This is a genomic window from Candidatus Methylobacter oryzae (assembly GCF_003994235.2).
Taxonomy (GTDB): domain Bacteria; phylum Pseudomonadota; class Gammaproteobacteria; order Methylococcales; family Methylomonadaceae; genus Methylobacter_A; species Methylobacter_A oryzae.
Genome location: NZ_RYFG02000107.1, coordinates 1 through 16,367 on the forward strand (window position 1 = coordinate 1; position 16,367 = coordinate 16,367).

Annotated in this window: 12 protein-coding genes; 5 read left to right on the forward strand and 7 right to left on the reverse strand. The window is 47.5% G+C overall.

Annotation, left to right across the window (positions count from 1 at the left end; genetic code table 11):
* Window positions 1-73 precede the first annotated feature (73 nt).
* The 3 genes from EKO24_RS14650 to EKO24_RS14660 form a co-directional block, all read right to left on the reverse strand.
* The gene (locus EKO24_RS14650) at window positions 74-778 is read right to left on the reverse strand and encodes a hypothetical protein (protein ID WP_127028457.1); all 705 of its coding nucleotides are present in this window, start codon (window positions 776-778) and stop codon (window positions 74-76) included.
* 158 nt (window positions 779-936) lie between these two features.
* Window positions 937-2,517, reverse strand: a complete 1,581-nt coding sequence (locus EKO24_RS14655) for an esterase/lipase family protein (RefSeq protein WP_127028458.1) — start codon at window positions 2,515-2,517, stop codon at window positions 937-939.
* 91 nt (window positions 2,518-2,608) lie between these two features.
* Window positions 2,609-3,016 (reverse strand): hypothetical protein, encoded by a 408-nt coding sequence (locus EKO24_RS14660; RefSeq protein ID WP_127028459.1) that lies wholly within the window; start codon window positions 3,014-3,016, stop codon window positions 2,609-2,611.
* Between the two features lie 171 nt (window positions 3,017-3,187).
* Here EKO24_RS14660 and EKO24_RS14665 point away from each other — a divergent pair, with 171 nt between their 5' ends.
* Window positions 3,188-3,859, forward strand: coding sequence for a response regulator (locus EKO24_RS14665; protein WP_127028460.1), 672 nt, complete (start codon window positions 3,188-3,190; stop codon window positions 3,857-3,859).
* A 129-nt stretch (window positions 3,860-3,988) separates the two neighbouring features.
* Here the strand turns inward: EKO24_RS14665 and EKO24_RS14670 are convergent, their stop codons facing one another.
* The 4 genes from EKO24_RS14670 to EKO24_RS14685 all read right to left on the reverse strand — a co-directional run bounded on the left by EKO24_RS14670 (window position 3,989) and on the right by EKO24_RS14685 (window position 11,506).
* On the reverse strand, window positions 3,989-5,800 hold the full coding sequence (locus EKO24_RS14670; RefSeq protein WP_127028461.1) for a hybrid sensor histidine kinase/response regulator: 1,812 nt from the start codon (window positions 5,798-5,800) through the stop codon (window positions 3,989-3,991).
* 229 nt (window positions 5,801-6,029) lie between these two features.
* Window positions 6,030-8,873: a bifunctional diguanylate cyclase/phosphodiesterase gene (locus tag EKO24_RS14675; protein WP_136949094.1), complete on the reverse strand. Its 2,844-nt coding sequence runs from the start codon at window positions 8,871-8,873 to the stop codon at window positions 6,030-6,032.
* Window positions 8,866-9,546, reverse strand: coding sequence for a YfiR family protein (locus EKO24_RS14680; RefSeq protein WP_127028463.1), 681 nt, complete (start codon window positions 9,544-9,546; stop codon window positions 8,866-8,868). The genes EKO24_RS14675 and EKO24_RS14680 overlap by 8 nt, the downstream gene beginning before the upstream one ends.
* Entirely contained in the window at window positions 9,536-11,506 is a 1,971-nt protein-coding gene (locus EKO24_RS14685) for a TonB-dependent receptor plug domain-containing protein (protein WP_161990607.1), read from the reverse strand. The genes EKO24_RS14680 and EKO24_RS14685 overlap by 11 nt, the downstream gene beginning before the upstream one ends.
* A gap of 454 nt (window positions 11,507-11,960) precedes the next feature.
* On the opposite strand from EKO24_RS14685, the gene tgt reads away from it, so the two are divergent.
* The 4 genes from tgt (at window position 11,961) to secF (ending at window position 16,355) form a co-directional block, all read left to right on the forward strand.
* On the forward strand, window positions 11,961-13,076 hold the full coding sequence (gene tgt / locus EKO24_RS14690) for a tRNA guanosine(34) transglycosylase Tgt (protein ID WP_127028465.1): 1,116 nt from the start codon (window positions 11,961-11,963) through the stop codon (window positions 13,074-13,076).
* Window positions 13,077-13,123: 47 nt separating this feature from the next.
* On the forward strand, window positions 13,124-13,474 hold the full coding sequence (gene yajC / locus EKO24_RS14695) for a preprotein translocase subunit YajC (protein ID WP_127028466.1): 351 nt from the start codon (window positions 13,124-13,126) through the stop codon (window positions 13,472-13,474).
* 74 nt (window positions 13,475-13,548) lie between these two features.
* Window positions 13,549-15,399 carry a protein translocase subunit SecD gene (gene secD / locus EKO24_RS14700; protein WP_127028467.1) on the forward strand — a complete coding sequence of 617 codons (1,851 nt, stop codon included), beginning with the start codon at window positions 13,549-13,551 and terminating at the stop codon, window positions 15,397-15,399.
* Window positions 15,400-15,419: 20 nt separating this feature from the next.
* Window positions 15,420-16,355: a protein translocase subunit SecF gene (gene secF / locus EKO24_RS14705; RefSeq protein ID WP_127028468.1), complete on the forward strand. Its 936-nt coding sequence runs from the start codon at window positions 15,420-15,422 to the stop codon at window positions 16,353-16,355.
* The last annotated feature ends 12 nt before the right edge of the window (window positions 16,356-16,367 follow it).

The window sequence follows — 16,367 nt, forward strand, 5'->3', positions numbered from 1 at the left end:
GAGGTTATCGCCACGTTCATCACCGGCTTTATGCCGGGCAAAGACCAGCTCAATCCACAATATTAACCAGCGGTCAATGCGTAACTTCTATCTGCATTGAAAGGCTACTAGCTGCTGAGTCAACTTTTGTGCGAAGTTCGTTTGAGAGAGAGGGTGTCGATTGCAGTTCTTTAAACTCTCTTATTGCTGTTTCCGTAGGGCCTGGAATGTTTTTAGAGGCTGATAAGGAGCCTATATCAGTTATGGCATGAATAGCGCTTTCATCTCCTGCTTTTGCTTTTTTGCTTAGTTCTGTTATTGCTTGCTGTAAAGCAGAGTTAACGTTTCCTTTTTCATCTTCTGGGGCTTTATTTGCTGCTGTAAGAATATCAATTGAAGCTGCCTTTAATTGAGAAACATCCAATTTATTGGAATCCGAAGTATTTGAGGCTGACTCATTAATTGCGGAAGCCTTTTCTGCAATAGTTAGCTGCGCAGCTTTTGATGTTACGTTTTGGGCTATGGTCTGACCATTGGATAGTACGCTAGGGAAAGTAAGCCCGCAAGTTACGGAAAAAAAGAAAGCTTTAGCTAAATTATTTTGGTCTAAACTTGTTAAGACATAAACACCAATTCCGGCGGCTAGACCTCCTTTGATAGAAGGAATTACAATAAGAGTAAAAATTTTAGCCAAAGAAATAGGAAAAACTGATGGCTCTGTCCATGCTTCAGAGACAGAAACAAGACCTCCAATAGCTCCTCCGGTAATTACTAGACTAAATTCTTTATAGTTAAGCATAAAATATCTCCATAATTTGATATGGTTATGATGGATTTCGAGGTTTAATCATCCATTTCATCGTTTAATGCAAAAGCGTTGAGCAACGAAAAGCTGCTGCTCGACCTATTGATCTATGAGTTCTTAAAGTTAAGGCCGACTAAATTTATTTTGCAGTTCTATATATTCCAATGAGTAGCCACGAACCGTAAACTTCCTGTAATGCTGGGTGATTTTCCTGCTACTACTGGAATTGTAATAGATCGCGAAATAGATTTTTCGGCTTGTAGATCTTTCTGCTCTTTAACAGAAAAAGAGTATGTTCCTGTCGCAGAGTCTTGCCCCCAATGCCAATCCATCTGTAAACCTGGAGTTATGGAAACAATTAGCGTGTCACTAAATAGCTTGACTCCTTCGTAATGAGAGTCGAACAGAACTCCTTTCACCAGATATTCTTGAACCCCTATATTTAATGTCACCGAATACGAGAGCTTATCGTCTGTCTCGTCGACTTTCGCCCAGCGTGATAGGAAAGCTGTGGAAAGATAAATATTTTTGTTTTTGGAATGAATGATATCGTCATGCGTGCGTACCGCGACAGAATCCTCAACGGCTATTCTGCGCGTTAGTTGCCAGCGCTTTCCTCTCGGAGCCGCGAGGATTTCAAAATGGTAAGCGGCTTGTACATCTGACTTATCTTGAAGGCTGCTTGGCAAAATAACGGCATCGACGTCAAACCAAACGTCCACGCGCAAGTCTCCGAAAAAGAAGCGAGTAAGGTTTTGAAAAGCCTCCTCGGAATTGACTATGCCAAAAAAACCGGAATGTGAGCGGTATGTATAGGCTCGAGGGCAAAGGATGGTTATGTTATTTGCATCTTTCCCACATAAGGCGGCGTTTTCGATTTTTACTAAGCCATCACTTCCATGGCCAGCAAAAGTGCGCGAAAGCCCAGCTGCAACATTGTAGTCGTCTCGGTTGGTCCCGATCATACAGAAGAAGCGGTTAGGATCGAAATGACGCAGGAAATCAACTCGGCCTTCTGTGTCTTTCTGTCCAATATATTCTGGATCATTCTCTAACGCCAAATAATTAGCCATCCGATCGCGGTTGAAGTTATTCATGTCATTCTTACTAAACCAAGAAGGGATGTTGATGCCCCCCATTTCTATTCCATTGTGCGGTGTAGCATAGGTGTAAACCTTATCTACCCAGTTTCGAACTGTGGCGTCGCCGAGATTAGGATTCTGGAGAAAAGCGCGACAGATCAATCCTCCCATCGAATGGGCGACGAGGTAACATTTGAAATCAGCAATGCCGTGGCCTGCTTCATCGACAGCAAGATCACGAACTTTGGATATTAACTCACTTAATCCTTTCGCATAATGCTCGATTGAAGAAGAGCTGCCATCGCCAAAAAAAGTCGAGCCTTCATCATAGTAGCGGTACACTATAACTGAGCGATAGGGAATTTTTCCCCTCCAGCCTTTATCCATAATATCGAGCCCATCTTCATAAACATCAGAATATCCAAAATCCGACATCAACCGCACTAATGGCGATTCAAATATAAATTTGTTTGCTTTTTCCTTTTTATCATACGAAGCGCGATAGACTGTCGATCCCAAATTAAAGCCGTTAAAGGGATCGGCCGTGGTTTCATCCCTCTCATTTTCAGTCATGGCATATCCGCGAACATAGATAATTGGGTGAAGTAAGCGTGTGATCTTTGTTAGATTCTGTTTTGATATGTCTGACATGGCTTTCTCCTATCTGATTGGAAATCGTAAATTAGCTGTGAGGATAATCTGGTATGACGCGCTGAACATCGTTCCGAGTTAATCGAAATTTTTATACAACTCTACGAATTGCCACAGTCATAGGGCCGCCTTGATCCGGCGGCAAGTTATAGTTATTGAAATAGAAATACCAAAGGTCATTCGCAAACAAATATAAGCATCCGGTTGCCTCTATATTTCTTGTGCCGGATGAGCCAATAGGAAAATTTGTTTTTTCATCGCGGCCAATATTTCCGCCTAGGAAGAACAGATCGTTATTGGGTAACCGGCTAAACCGTAGAAAATTGGATGACCACCAATTTTGCCATCCTTCCGGTCCGCAAATATGGGAGGCATCTTTCCACTTACCATGGGCTTCAAAATGATATTGTTCGCCAACACATACTTCTAAATTGGTAACCTGGTAACGTTCGGCAGGATTAACAACGACTTCTATTTGTTCATCTTTTTCTAATTTCATAGCATCAAACACTCGGTTCTTGATATATGAGGTATTTTTGTAATCTTGAATTTATTGTTTCTGGATTTGCTTTAAGTTTCTACGCACCTTTCGTATCAGTACTAAAGTACCGGGGTTCTGCAATCTCCAGTACAATATCCATCTAGCAGTAATTCTGAGTTTTTAACCCCCATGAAAATCCTCCTAATTGACGACCACTTCTGCGCCCGCGAAAGCGTCGCTTGTTTGCTGAAACAGATATTCCCCGGTTTACAAGTCTTCGAAGCGGAAAACTTCGATGAAGGCTTAGCGATTGCCCGCACAACGCAGTTGAATCTGATATTGCTGGACATTCAATTGCCCGGCAAGGACGGATTGGTGGGATTGGTTGAGCTACGCCAAGAGTTCCCGAATTTATGCGTGGCAATGTTTTCCGGCTTGGACGACAGGGAACTGATGTTTGAGTCATTGCGTTTGGGCGCGATGGGTTTTATTGCCAAGTCGGTGTCGCGGCAGGCGTTTGTTGAGGCGTTGCGGGATGTGTTGTCAGGACGGGTGTATTTGCCAGCCTCGGTGGTCGGGCCGCAGCCGGTGCTGGAAGCGACTCCAACAACTGCCGGAATTAAGCCGGTAACCGATCCGGCCAGTTTGGGGTTGACGCCGCGCGAGTTTGAGGTGTTGGGATGGCTGGTGCAGGGCCTATGCAATAAGGAAATTGCCCGCAAACTGGGCATAGAAGAGCAAACGGTTAAGAATCATCTGCGGCCGATTTTCCAGAAATTTGCCGTGGTGAGGCGGACGGAATTACTGGTGAAAGTGTTCGAGATGGGGATTGTATTCGGGCGGCCGGAGGTGGGGAATTGACTTTGGGAAATCACTTATTGAGCATTTCAAAATCCGTCCGCCCAGATTGTGTGGAAGCTGTTTATGCTTCGACGAGCTCAGCACGAACGGCTTCCATACAATCTTTTAGATTGAACAGAAAGCGGCAATTCAGCCGTTGCCGATAGCCTTTGCCATCATTTCCATCAAAACCGTCCCGCTGGCCGGTTTACGTAGAAGCAGTGTGTTCTGCGGCCATTTGGCCTGGTCTTCGGCTGAGATAGCATGGGAGGAAAGAATGAGTGTCGGTACCGCGCCGCAGTCGGCTTGGATAGCGGCGATGATGTCGTGAGCGGTTTCGTTGCCGTCCAGGTAGAAATCGGTGATCAGTAGGTCCGGCGCTCTAAGGTTTTCAGCAAGAGCTGCATGAGTTTCGGCTTTGGAGGAGGCTGTTTGCACGAGACAGCCCCAAGCGGATAGTTGCTCGTTCATGGCATGCAGGATCTCACGGTCGGTATCGACAATGAATATGAAGCTACCGGCGAGATTGGCTTGTCGTGCCGGTGTGTTGATGGGATTCGGTACGGCGATCGCCGGCATACTGAGTTGGAAGTCGCTGCCTTGATGTTGCCGCGAATAGACTTGCATGTTGTGATCCGGCAAGCGTTCCGTGGCTTTTAATACGTAAGCCAGGCCGATACCCAGACCGTGAGTTTGCAAATCGGCCTGTCGCCTGTGACCGCGGAAAAATTCTTTGAATATCTCGCCGCGCAATTCATCGGCGATACCGATGCCGCTGTCGCGCACGTGCAGTTTGAGCCGTTTGCTGTCGACTTTAACCGCTGTGATTAGAATCCAACCGCTGGCGGTGTATTTGATCGCGTTATCGATCAGGTTGCTTATGATCTGGCTTAAAATGCAGGCATCGCTATGCACGGTGTACGGGGGGCTTGAGCGCAGGCGGACGATTAGTTTCAGGCCTCGCTTGGCGGCCTGCGGAGCAAATTGGTTTTCCAAGGATGCCAGCAGGATGTTTATATCGACTGCCGCCAGCCGCAGGCTTTGCTTGCCGGTTTCCAGGTTGGCGATGTCGAGCATGTGTTTGAAAGTATTGTTGAGTTCGTCGATAGCTAAGCCCAGCTTGCCGACCATTTGTTGTAACGAGTCGTCGGGTTTGTCTACGATAGCGCTATCCAGCGCGGAAGAATAACAGCTCAAAGCCTGGAGCGGCTGACATAGGTTGTGGCTGAGTTGCATTAAAAACCGGGTTTTGTCTTCCGATTTGCATTCGGCTTTGCGGCGTTCCCGGAACAGGTTGCGCGCATGGATTTCCTGTTGATAACGGCTACAGAAACCGCAGGCGTTGACGATCAGCAATATGATAATCGACGGTATCAGCGCCACGGTTTCAATGCCGATCAAATGACCGCAGAGCGGCAGGGCCGTCATTGCCAGCAGGCCGAATTTCAAGGTTTCGGTAATTGTCATGAATGTTTGCCCGTAAGCGAAGAAATAAATCGGCAACAACCCGACCCAAATGTCTGTATAGAAAGCAGGGTTGCCCTCTATCAGTAAAATGCAGCATAGATCGATAACGGCCAGTACGGCGCTGAGTTTGGCGATTGAGTTAATTTTACTCCGAGGCGGTTGATGCAGGTTTGCAAACAAGGCTGCTAGCGTTAGACCTGTCAGTAAGCTGCTGGTGATTTCGCTGTTGGATAACTTTTCATTAAATATATTTAAAGCAATGAATGCCAACAGACAGATTGAGCTCAGTAGCAGCACTATTTTCAAGGCTTTCAATGTTTCGCTTTGACGTTCCTGTCGGAAAAGGCGTTCACTATCGGCATCGAAATGCGGGATTGAAAAGATCCGGATTGAAGTGTGTTTCGGCCTTACACGCTTAGTCAGCCGCGATCCGCGGAGGAACGACAAAACCGGTTTCGAGGTATTGGCGAAAAGTGTCTCAATTGGCATGCCCATTAGCTTACTCCCGCTTGGCAAAGCCGACCGGTGCTTTGTTAACCGAACGGTTTTGTCCGCTATCTGAAGGATTATTATTGTTTGGAGTTGTTCGACATTCTCGTATCTATTGCTGTTTGTGTCTAGTGGATAAAGCCTTTCGCTAAAATTTCGAAAGTTGAATTGTCGACGGTTTCAGTTTCAGCCAGCCAATGAACGGTAATTATGCATGCGGATTGACTCGAACATTTTAAACGACACTCATTGTCCGGTTCTGGCTCCGCAATAATTTGGCAAACTCTTCGGCAGGTATAGGCGGGCTTTTGATATAGCCCTGATACATATCGCAGCCTTTTTTGCGTAAGAAGTCATGTTGCTCCGGTGTTTCAACGCCCTCGGCCAGTACTTTAAAACCTAAAGTATGCGCCATTGCAACAATGGTGGCAGTGATTTCCATGTCGTCTTGTTGAAAAGGAATTTCGTCGATAAAACTTTTGTCGATTTTTAATACATCCAACGGAAAGTGTTTTAGATAAGCCAAGGATGAATAGCCGGTGCCGAAATCGTCAATGGCCAGATGCACGCCTTGGGCGCGAAGATTGTTAAGAATAGTTGTCGCGTTACTCTGGTTGCCCATCAAGCCGCTTTCGGTGATTTCCAATTCCAGGTGTTCGGGCGGAAAACCGGTGTCGCTTAGCACTTGGGCAACTAACGCACAAATATCGCTACGCTGGAACTGGTGGGCGGAGACGTTGACTGCTAACGTGACAGCCGGCAAGCCCGTATCCAGCCATTGCCGGCCTTGCCGGCAGGTTTCATGCAGCACCCAGCTGCCAATGTCTACAATCAGGCCGGACTCTTCGGCAATAGGGATGAAACGTTGCGGAGGAATCAATCCCTCGGCCGGATCTTGCCAACGTACCAGCGCCTCTGCCCCAATGATGAGGCCGGTGGCAATATCCACTTGCGCTTGGTAAAAAACGCGTAATTCCTGCTGTTCAATGGCATGACGAAGCCGCGCTTCCAGCGCTATCCGCTCTCGGGCTGCCAGCGTCAGCTCTTCGGAAAAATAGGCAAAGCAGCCGCGGCCGGCGTCTTTAGCCTGGTACAGCGCCGCATCGGCGTGATCCATCAGTATCTCCGGACTGTCGCCGTGTTGCGGATACAGGCTTATGCCGATGCTGGCGCCAATCAGCACATTGTCATGTTGGGACAGGCAGAATTGCTTGCTTAACTCGGCGATGATTTCTTCCGCCACCTGCGCGGCATCTTCGGGCAGTGTAATATCTTCCAGTAAGATCACAAATTCATCGCCGCCTAAGCGCGCCACCATATCAACGTCACGCAATCTTGAGCTGATGCGCGCAGCGACTTGCTGCAACAAGTCGTCTCCTGCCAGGTGCCCTAAACTGTCGTTGACGGCTTTGAAACGGTCCAGGTCCAGCATCAATAATGCAAGCTGTTTGCCGTCGCGCCTATCCATGTTAATGCTGTGTTGCAGGCGGTCCATCAACAAACGGCGGTTAGGCAGGGCGGTAAGCGGATCATAGAAAGCCAGGCGTTCGATTTCGGCAGTAGCTGCTTGAGTTAAGGTAATATCATTGAATACGGCAACATAGTTGGTGACGACGTTGTCCGGACCTTTCACAGCGGTAATGGTGATAAGTTCCGGATAAATATCGCTGTTCTTCCGCCGGTTCCAGATTTGGCCTTCCCAATTTCCGGTGAGTTCAATGCTACGCCACATCTCCTCATAAAAACTCTGATCTTGCAGACCGGATTTAAGTAGTCTGGGGTTTTGGTTGACGGCTTCCTCCGTTGTGTAACCGGTAATTTTGGTGAAGGCTTGGTTAACCCGGAGAATGTCATTGTTGGCATCGGTGACCATGATGCCTTCTTGCGATTCAAACGCGACGGCAGCAATTCGGAGTTCGATTTCCGCTTGTTTGCGGTCAGTGATATCGGTTTGGGTGCCAATCATGCGTACCGGGTTGCCTTGTGGGCTGCGTTCGATAATTTGGCCCTGAGAATGTATCCAGCGGTAATCGCCATTAACGGTGCGCAAGCGAAACTCCGAGCTACAATTAGGTTGCCGGTCACAAAGCAAATTCGCTTGCGCCTGTCTAATGCGTAATTGATCGTCGGGATGGATTTGCTCGTTAAACCAGTCGATGGTGATTGTTGCAGGCGGCAGTGTCGTGCAGAGGCTCACTAATTCGGCATCGAGTTTTAGAATATTGTCGGCTATATTCCAGTCCCACAACCACTGGTTTGACGCTTGCAGACTCAACGCCAAAATATGCCGCGATTCTTCCAAATCCTGGGTGCGTTGCCTGATCTTAATTTCAAGATCGCGATTAAGCTGGAGAATTTCCGTTTCGCGCTGTTGGATACGTGACATCAGTAGATTGAAAGCATCATATAAATGACTGATTTCATCGGCTCGATGCGCTGAATATATGATCGGTTCGCTCATGTCGGGTTGTTCCGCGATGCGTCGGGCATGTCGATCAAGCTGCGTAATCGGAGCCATCGCAAAGCTTCGTAATAGGAACGCCAGACCATAACTGCATAGCGCCGCAATTAACATAACCAGCAACATAAAATGCAGTTCCCGGTATTGCGCCTGTTTTAATTCATCAATACGGTAAGCGCCTTTTAATATCCCTAATTTTTCATGTTCATGACTAATCGGCACTGCAAAATACAGATAATGATCCTGCCAAAGCCATTCCTGGTTGTCCGCTAGTGTGGGCGCGGCCGCTGCAATATTCGATGGATCATGGTTCGTCAATATTTGCCCGCCGGTTTTTTCCAGCAGCACGTAGGCGACGTTCGGGGTTTTCCACAGCTTGCTTAACTGGTCTTCAGCGCCTTTACTATCGTCAAATACTACCGGCAGAACGGTGAATTCGGCTACCAGTTTCGCGAGCGCCAAATTGGTACGGACGAAATCGTTGCGCTGTTGATCGTTTTTTTGCCAGTATAAAAAACCTAAGGTGCTAGCCACCGTTGTCAATACAACCGTCATGATGACCCATTGCAACTTCCGTTTGAAAGGCTGGCAAACTACCCATTGTTTAAGTTTATTCAACAATGCGAGCCACCTTTAGTAAATGGTAGCTGGCTTTTAAACCGCTATTCATCAGTGCTGTTCTATTAACTTCCAAATGCAGCCGGGTGTCTTTAACGAAAAAATCCACATGGGCGCCTTGGCTAACGTCATTTTGTTTTCCGGTAACGATCAGGATAGGTTGGCTGCCGGCCAGTTGCAGAACAGGGACTAGATCATCGCTCCGGTCGTCGTCATTTAAATAGATCACTTGGCACACTTTAATATCTTTCAATTCATGAAAAATCAACAAGCTGACCGGCTTGTCCGCAAGAGACATATTGGCGTAATAAGTTTGCAAGGCCGGGAGTAATGGGGATTTGTCGGTAACGCAGATAGTAAAGCGCTCATTCGTCCAGGTCGGCCATTCGATAAAACGGGAAACCTTTTCGATGATAGACGCACGAATAAGCTCGCTGTTTTCGAGCGCTTCGGCATTATTAGCGGTAAAGCAGATTATGGCCGCTGCTAGCGTAGATTTAATGGATGCACGCATAATCACAATAGAGGTTAATACGCTAAGTTTAAAGCTGAGTTGAGCAGCTTGCCTGCTCAAACGAAACTTATGCCCTTTGGGTATAAAGCTGAGTTGAGCAGCTTGTCCGCTCAAACGAAACTTATGCCCTTTGGGTATAAAAATGCTTTTAAAACTCAATGGCTATTTCTCCAAATAGCGATCTTCCCGGTGAGGCGGGAATGGTATTTATGATTTTGCGGTTGAACTCCGGATAATAAAATTTTTCGTCGAGTAAATTGTCCAAATAAAATGAAAAGGTAATGTGTTTGGTATGAGCAAAGCCTAGCAAGTTATCCAGGCGGTAATTGGTATTGACGCTCAAGCTATGATAGCTGTTTGCGGCCGGGTTAACCTCGAGCGAGGTTGGAACGATTTTCGCTGCGCTGAAATAGGTATCGAAAGCGCTAATTTGTAAATCCGTTGTGGCATCGTAGCTTAAGCCTATTTTGGCCATGTGGTTGGGCATCTGGGTTTTATTGTTTTGATTGTGTTCATCGCGATTGGTCTGAAAAGTATAAGCGCCTTTCCATGATAAGCCTTCAAATAGTTTCGCTTCGGATTCCAGTTCAAGCCCTTCAAATTCCGCATTGCCGGCATTGCTATACTGCAAACGGACAGGATTGGTATCGGCAACCGGCACTCGGACAATCAGGTTGGAAACCCGGCTTCTAAAAGCCGTCAGAGAGATTTGGTAATCTTGGGCATGGTAAAAAATTTGCGCATCGCTGCTTTCAATCAATTCGGGTTGAATATTCCTGTTGCCCTGAACCAGTGAGGAGTTGGCACCTAATTCACCCGCGCTCGGAGAACGGTACGCCTGGTTGTAGAGTAATTTCGCGCCCAGGCTGGAGGTCAGTTCGTATACTAATCCGGTGCGTCCGACCAGGCCTTCAGTCGCTTCGCCATTGTCGATTACGCCTTGCGGCGCAGCTTTTAAATTATCGAAACGATGCCATTGGCCGCCGACACTAACCTTTAAATTATCGAGTAAGCTATAACTGGCTTCGCCGTAAATACTGGATTTTAAACTTGTATAGGGATTTAGGGTATTCGGTTGCGATACTTGCGTCACGCCACCTTCGCGCCATTCGACCAGACCGCCGGCAACGAAGTTTAGTTTGTCTTCAAAGAAATTTAAAAAATGAGTTTGTTCAAACAGGACATTGTTTTCGTATAGATCGGTTAGATAAAGAGTGCCTTGAACGGGCAAATTATAGTTTTGGGAAAATTTGTTAAAGGTTATATTCCAGGTCGATGACCAATGCTGATTAATTTGGTGCTTGTAACCGACATCAAAAAATAACCGGTCATTCTCAATGGGCTGGCCCGAGCCGATGGGTACCGACCCCCAATGGTTGCGTTGGTTATTCACTACAAACAGGTTGAAATTGAAATCCTTCCATTCTCCCCACAAACTGGCGCTGGTGTCGTCATCGTTGTTGCGAAAATTGGCCGGTTGTTTTCTTTCATCGATGGCTGAAAATAACCAACCGTCGCTGGCGCGGTGCCGCACTGCGCCGGTAATCGCGGCTTCGTCATTTTTCCAGGCAAATTCACTTTCCACTTGTCCTGTATTAAAGCTGCCATAACGTCCGCGTAAAGTCAGTGCATTATCCTGGTGTTTTTTAGTAACAACATTAATGACGCCGGTAAAGGCATTGCTGCCGTATAACACTGAACCCGAGCCGCGTATAACTTCGATTTGTTCGATATGATGGATCGGAAAATCCCGAAACATGGTTTCGTTCAAACCGCCGTAAGCACTGTCACGAAACGGCCTGCCGTTGATAAGCACCAAGGTATGGTTGTTAACGTGCGTTAACGCATCCCCGCGCATCGCAGCGGTGCTGTCAGACCAGATATAGGTGCTTAACATATAAATACTGGTGACGCGGTTTAACACATCAGCCAAAGTGTTCGCTCCATAACGTTTAATGTCGTCATGGGTAACCACGCTGACAATGCCGGCGGCGGAATTTTTATTCTCGGCTTTTTTAGAGACGATTTCTACTTGCAGTACGTCTTCCAGCGACATCTCTTTCAAGGATGACAAAGACAGCGATTCTTCCGCATGGGCCGCTGGCAGGTGGGATTGCATATATAAGAGTGCTGTAAGCACTGAAAACGGACGTATTTTCATCGGTGAAGACGTGATTATCAGTAGAGCCGGACTGCACTAAAATTTAACTGAAGTGTAATTAAGCCGAACTGTTTATTATTATACACGGTTGATTTTGAATGAAATTATTATTATTTGCCGGTCTTGGGTTGTGAAGGTCTTGTCATGATTCTAATTCCTGAAACGCTCTCTGTATAGATTGATTGTCTGTCCTGAGTGTTAGGCATGGCTTCTTCGCCTACTTAAGTCTTTATAAAATATGACGATTAGCATTTTAGACTCGGTATTAAGTAATTGTTATTTTTGGCAGGGCGCTACATGATCAAGACTGAATTTTTTGTCTTTAACGACATTAAAAGTTTTTACGGTTCACATGTACATTAATTTAAAAAGTCTGGATAATTCCCAGCCTTCAATGTACTCATAAATTTCTATGGACTTCAAATTAATCAATACCGACGGCCATGCGCGGCGCGGCCGGCTCAAGTTTGCTCGTGGCGTGGTGGAAACGCCTATTTTTATGCCGGTAGGCACTTATGGAACAGTTAAGTCGCTAACGCCTGACGAACTGACCGGTATCGGTGCACAGATTATCCTGGGCAACACTTTTCATTTAATGCTGCGTCCCGGTATGGGCGTAGTCAAGTCGCACGGCGATTTGCATGGTTTTATGCAATGGGATAAACCCATCTTGACCGATTCCGGCGGTTTTCAGGTGTTCAGCCTGGGCGCGTTACGAAAAATCACCGAAAAAGGCGTGACGTTCAAGTCGCCTATCAACGGCAGCGCTATTTTTATGGGACCGGAAGAATCAATGCAGGTCCAGCGTGACTTGGGTTCGGATATCGTGATGATTTTCGATGAATGCACGCCATACCCGGCCACAGTTCATGAGGCCGCCGAGTCAATGCGCCTGTCGTTGCGCTGGGCGGCGCGCAGTAAAGCGGCTCACGAGGGTAATGAATCGGCTTTGTTCGGCATTGTGCAGGGCGGCATGTATGAGCATCTGCGCCAGGAGTCGATAGCCGGATTGGTCGATATTGGTTTTGACGGCTACGCAATCGGCGGCTTGTCGGTCGGCGAACCAAAAGAAGAAATGATGGCAACGCTGGATGTCGTGCATAGCAAGATGCCTATCGATAAGCCGCGCTATTTAATGGGCGTTGGTACGCCGGAAGATTTGGTCGAGGCGGTCAGGCGCGGTATCGATATGTTCGACTGCGTGATGCCGACCCGCAACGCTCGTAACGGACATCTTTTTACTACGTTTGGCGTCGTGAAGATCAGGAACAGCCAATATGAGTTCGATACCGGCCCGTTGGATGAATCCTGCGGCTGTTATACCTGCCGGAATTATTCGAGAGCTTACTTGCGGCACTTGGATAAATGCAAGGAAATGCTGGGTTCAAGGCTCAACACTATCCACAATCTCTATTATTACTTAAGCCTGATGCAGGGCTTGCGCGATGCGATTGAAAAGCAAGAGCTGGACATTTTTGTCAAGCAATTTTATCAACAACGAGGAAAAGCCGTGCCGACTGTGGCATAATGGCGAACTTTTTTTAAATTACAATAAGAACCGAACTGAGGATAACTATGAGTTTTTTAATTTCTGACGCTATGGCCGCAGCAGCCCCAGCCGCCCAACAACCCGGCATTGAAGGCATGATATTCCCACTGGGCATCTTGGTGTTTTTTTACTTTTTATTCCTGCGTCCGCAATCCAAGCGCGCCAAAGAGAAAAAAGAAATGATTGCCGCAATGACTAAAGGTTCCGAGGTGGTCACTTCAGGCGGAATCTTGGGTAAAGTTGTTGATTTGGATGAAAACTTCGTCAAGCTTGAAATCTGCGACAACACTTTCATTCAAGTACAGCGTCATAGTATCGAAAGCATGATGCCGAAAGGAACTTACAAAGCGATTACTAAAAAAGTCGCTAAAGTTTAATGCTATGGTTGTGGGCGCACAGTTACTTGCGTCCGCAATGTCTCTAGGACATAGTTGAATTGTTGGAATAACACATGCAAAACCATTATCCGCTTTGGAAAAATCTATTGGTCCTGATTGTTTTTGCAGTCTCGACTATTTACGCGTTGCCGAATTTATACGGCGACGATCCTTCCGTTCAGGTGGCATCGACACGCTCCACCAAATTGGCACAAGAGCAAGCCAATAAAATCGAATCCGACCTTAAAGCTTCCGGACTTAATATCAAACAGTTTGAATTTAATAACGGTCAAGTTTTAGCCCGGTTTAACAGCACCGACGATCAACTCAAAGCAGCCGACTTGCTCAGGGATCAATTGTCCGACGAGTATAACGTCGCGCTAAACCTGGCGCCCACAACCCCCCCATGGCTGAGAGCTTTGGGAGCCAAAGCGATGTATTTGGGGCTTGACTTGCGCGGCGGGGTGCATTTCCTGATGGAAGTGGACATGGATGCCGCCGTTAAACAGGCTGAAGACCGCTATACCGACGACGTGCGTCTGGCATTAAGAAACGAAAAAATCCGTTACCAGTCGGTCGCTAAAGACAGCGGTTTTATTAAAGTCAAACTGAGCTCGGCCGATGACAAGCCGGCGTTGCTAAAGCTGCTGGGTAAGGATTTCCGGGCCTTGGAAGTCACCGAGCCGAGTGAGCAGGATCAAGTCTGGTTGAAACTTTCCGAAAAAGACGTGCGCGAAACGAAAAAATTCGCCGTTGCGCAAAACATGACCACGTTGCGTAACCGAGTTAACGAGCTGGGCGTTGCCGAGCCGGTGATTCAACAGCAAGGTGAAAAACATATCGTCGTGCAATTGCCGGGCGTGCAAGATACAACCCGCGCCAAGGAAATTTTGGGAACAACGGCGACATTGGAATACCGGTTGGTTGACGTCGAACATGACGTACAGCAAGCCGTTGAAGGTCACGTGCCGGTCGGCAGCCGCTTGTATTACGAGCGCAACGGCAATCCGATTCTATTGGATCGCCGGGTTATCGTCACCGGAGATCAAATCGTTGATTCTTCTTCCGGTGTTGATCAGGACGGCAGGCCTTCGGTTAATATTTCCCTAAACGGCGTCGGTGCGGCCAAAATGGGTAAATTGACCCAGGCTAATATCGGCAAGCCGATGGCGGTGGTGTTCATCGAATATAAAGTTGAAACTAAAACTGTGAACGGCCAAAAAGTCCGTCATAAAGAGAAAGTTGAAAAAGTCATTAATGTAGCGACTATTCAGGGTGTTTTCAGCCATCGATTCCAGACTACCGGTTTAGACAGTCCGCAGGAAGCGCGTAATTTGTCGTTATTATTGAGAGCAGGGGCGTTGGTGGCGCCGATCGACATTGTCGAAGAACGCACGGTCGGTCCAAGCTTGGGACAAGAAAATATCGGCAAAGGCGTTAATTCCAACGTCTATGGCTTCATAGCGGTCGCGTTTTTCATGATCGCCTACTACCGCCTGTTCGGTCTTTTTTCTATCGTCGCGTTGAGCATGAACGTGTTGATGTTGGTTGCGGTGCTGTCGCTGCTGCAAGCCACGTTAACATTGCCGGGCATGGCCGGTATCGCGCTGACCGTGGGTATGGCCATCGACGCCAACGTGTTGATCAACGAGCGGATACGCGAGGAGCTCAGGATCGGCATGTCTCCCGGCGCCGCCATTTATGCCGGTTATGAGCGGGCTTTCGCGACTATTCTGGATTCCAATATCACCACCTTGATTGCCGGCATCGCGTTATTCACACTGGGTTCCGGACCTATCCGCGGTTTTGCGCTGGTGCTGTGTATCGGGATTTTAACTTCGATGTTCAGTGCGGTTGTTGTATCGAGAGCGTTGGTCAATCTCGCCTATGGCGGACAGCGTCAGTTGGATAAATTGGCTATCTGAAGATAGCATTCGAGGATTCAATGGAACTTTTTAAAATTAAACACGATATTCCGTTTATGCGCTATGGTCGGGTTACCACGACCATTTCGTTGGTGACTTTTATTTTGGCGATACTGGCCTTATCTTTCAAAGGGCTTAATTTTGGCTTGGACTTTACCGGCGGTCTGCAAGTCGAAGTCGGCTATAACCAGCCGGCTAACGTCGAAGCGGTTCGAAAAGTTTTGGAAGAGCAAAAAATTCCCGATTTTTCGGTGCAGAATTTCGGCAGCGTCAAGGAAGTATTAATCCGCGTACCGATGAAGGCTGAAACCAACGATGTCAAGTTGAGCGAAGTGATATTGGCAAAGCTCAGAGAACAAGATCCCAGTGTCGTACTGCGTAGCGTTGAGTTTGTCGGGCCGCAAGTCGGCAAGGAATTGTTCGAAAGCGGCGGTTTGGCGATGCTGCTGGTTGTAGCGGGAATCATGGCTTATTTGGCGGCCCGCTTCGAGTGGCGTTTCGCGTTGGCGGCGATTATCGCCAATATGCACGACATCGTGATTATTCTCGGCATGTTCGCGTTTTTCCAGTGGGAGTTCACGCTGTCGGTGCTGGCCGGCGTACTGGCGATATTAGGCTATTCGGTCAACGAATCGGTCGTGGTATTCGACCGGGTGCGGGAGAATTTCCACAAGATGCGCAATGTCAGCGTTCCGGACATGATCGATAACGCGATCACGACGACGATGTCCCGTACCGTTATCACCCACTTTATGACGCAAATGATGGTGTTGGCGATGTTCTTCTTCGGCGGCGAAGCGCTGCATAATTTCGCGCTGGCGTTGACGATCGGCATCATTTTCGGCATTTACTCGTCGGTGCTGGTCGCAAGTCCTATCGTGCTGTGGCTGGGTGTATCGAGGGAAGACTTGATGTCGGTAAGAAAAGAAAATGCCGAAATCGACAATTTGCCTTAGCGTTTTACGGCT

Bases quoted from the DNA above. Each gene is read 5' to 3' on its own strand.
- EKO24_RS14650 (WP_127028457.1), bottom strand. From the start codon at position 778: ATGCTTAACTATAAAGAATTTAGTCTAGTAATTACCGGAGGAGCTATT.
- EKO24_RS14655 (WP_127028458.1), bottom strand. From the start codon at position 2,517: ATGTCAGACATATCAAAACAGAATCTAACAAAGATCACACGCTTACTT.
- EKO24_RS14660 (WP_127028459.1), bottom strand. From the start codon at position 3,016: ATGAAATTAGAAAAAGATGAACAAATAGAAGTCGTTGTTAATCCTGCC.
- EKO24_RS14665 (WP_127028460.1), top strand. From the start codon at position 3,188: ATGAAAATCCTCCTAATTGACGACCACTTCTGCGCCCGCGAAAGCGTC.
- EKO24_RS14670 (WP_127028461.1), bottom strand. From the start codon at position 5,800: ATGGGCATGCCAATTGAGACACTTTTCGCCAATACCTCGAAACCGGTT.
- EKO24_RS14685 (WP_161990607.1), bottom strand. From the start codon at position 11,506: ATGCAATCCCACCTGCCAGCGGCCCATGCGGAAGAATCGCTGTCTTTG.
- tgt (WP_127028465.1), top strand. From the start codon at position 11,961: ATGGACTTCAAATTAATCAATACCGACGGCCATGCGCGGCGCGGCCGG.
- yajC (WP_127028466.1), top strand. From the start codon at position 13,124: ATGAGTTTTTTAATTTCTGACGCTATGGCCGCAGCAGCCCCAGCCGCC.
- secD (WP_127028467.1), top strand. From the start codon at position 13,549: ATGCAAAACCATTATCCGCTTTGGAAAAATCTATTGGTCCTGATTGTT.
- secF (WP_127028468.1), top strand. From the start codon at position 15,420: ATGGAACTTTTTAAAATTAAACACGATATTCCGTTTATGCGCTATGGT.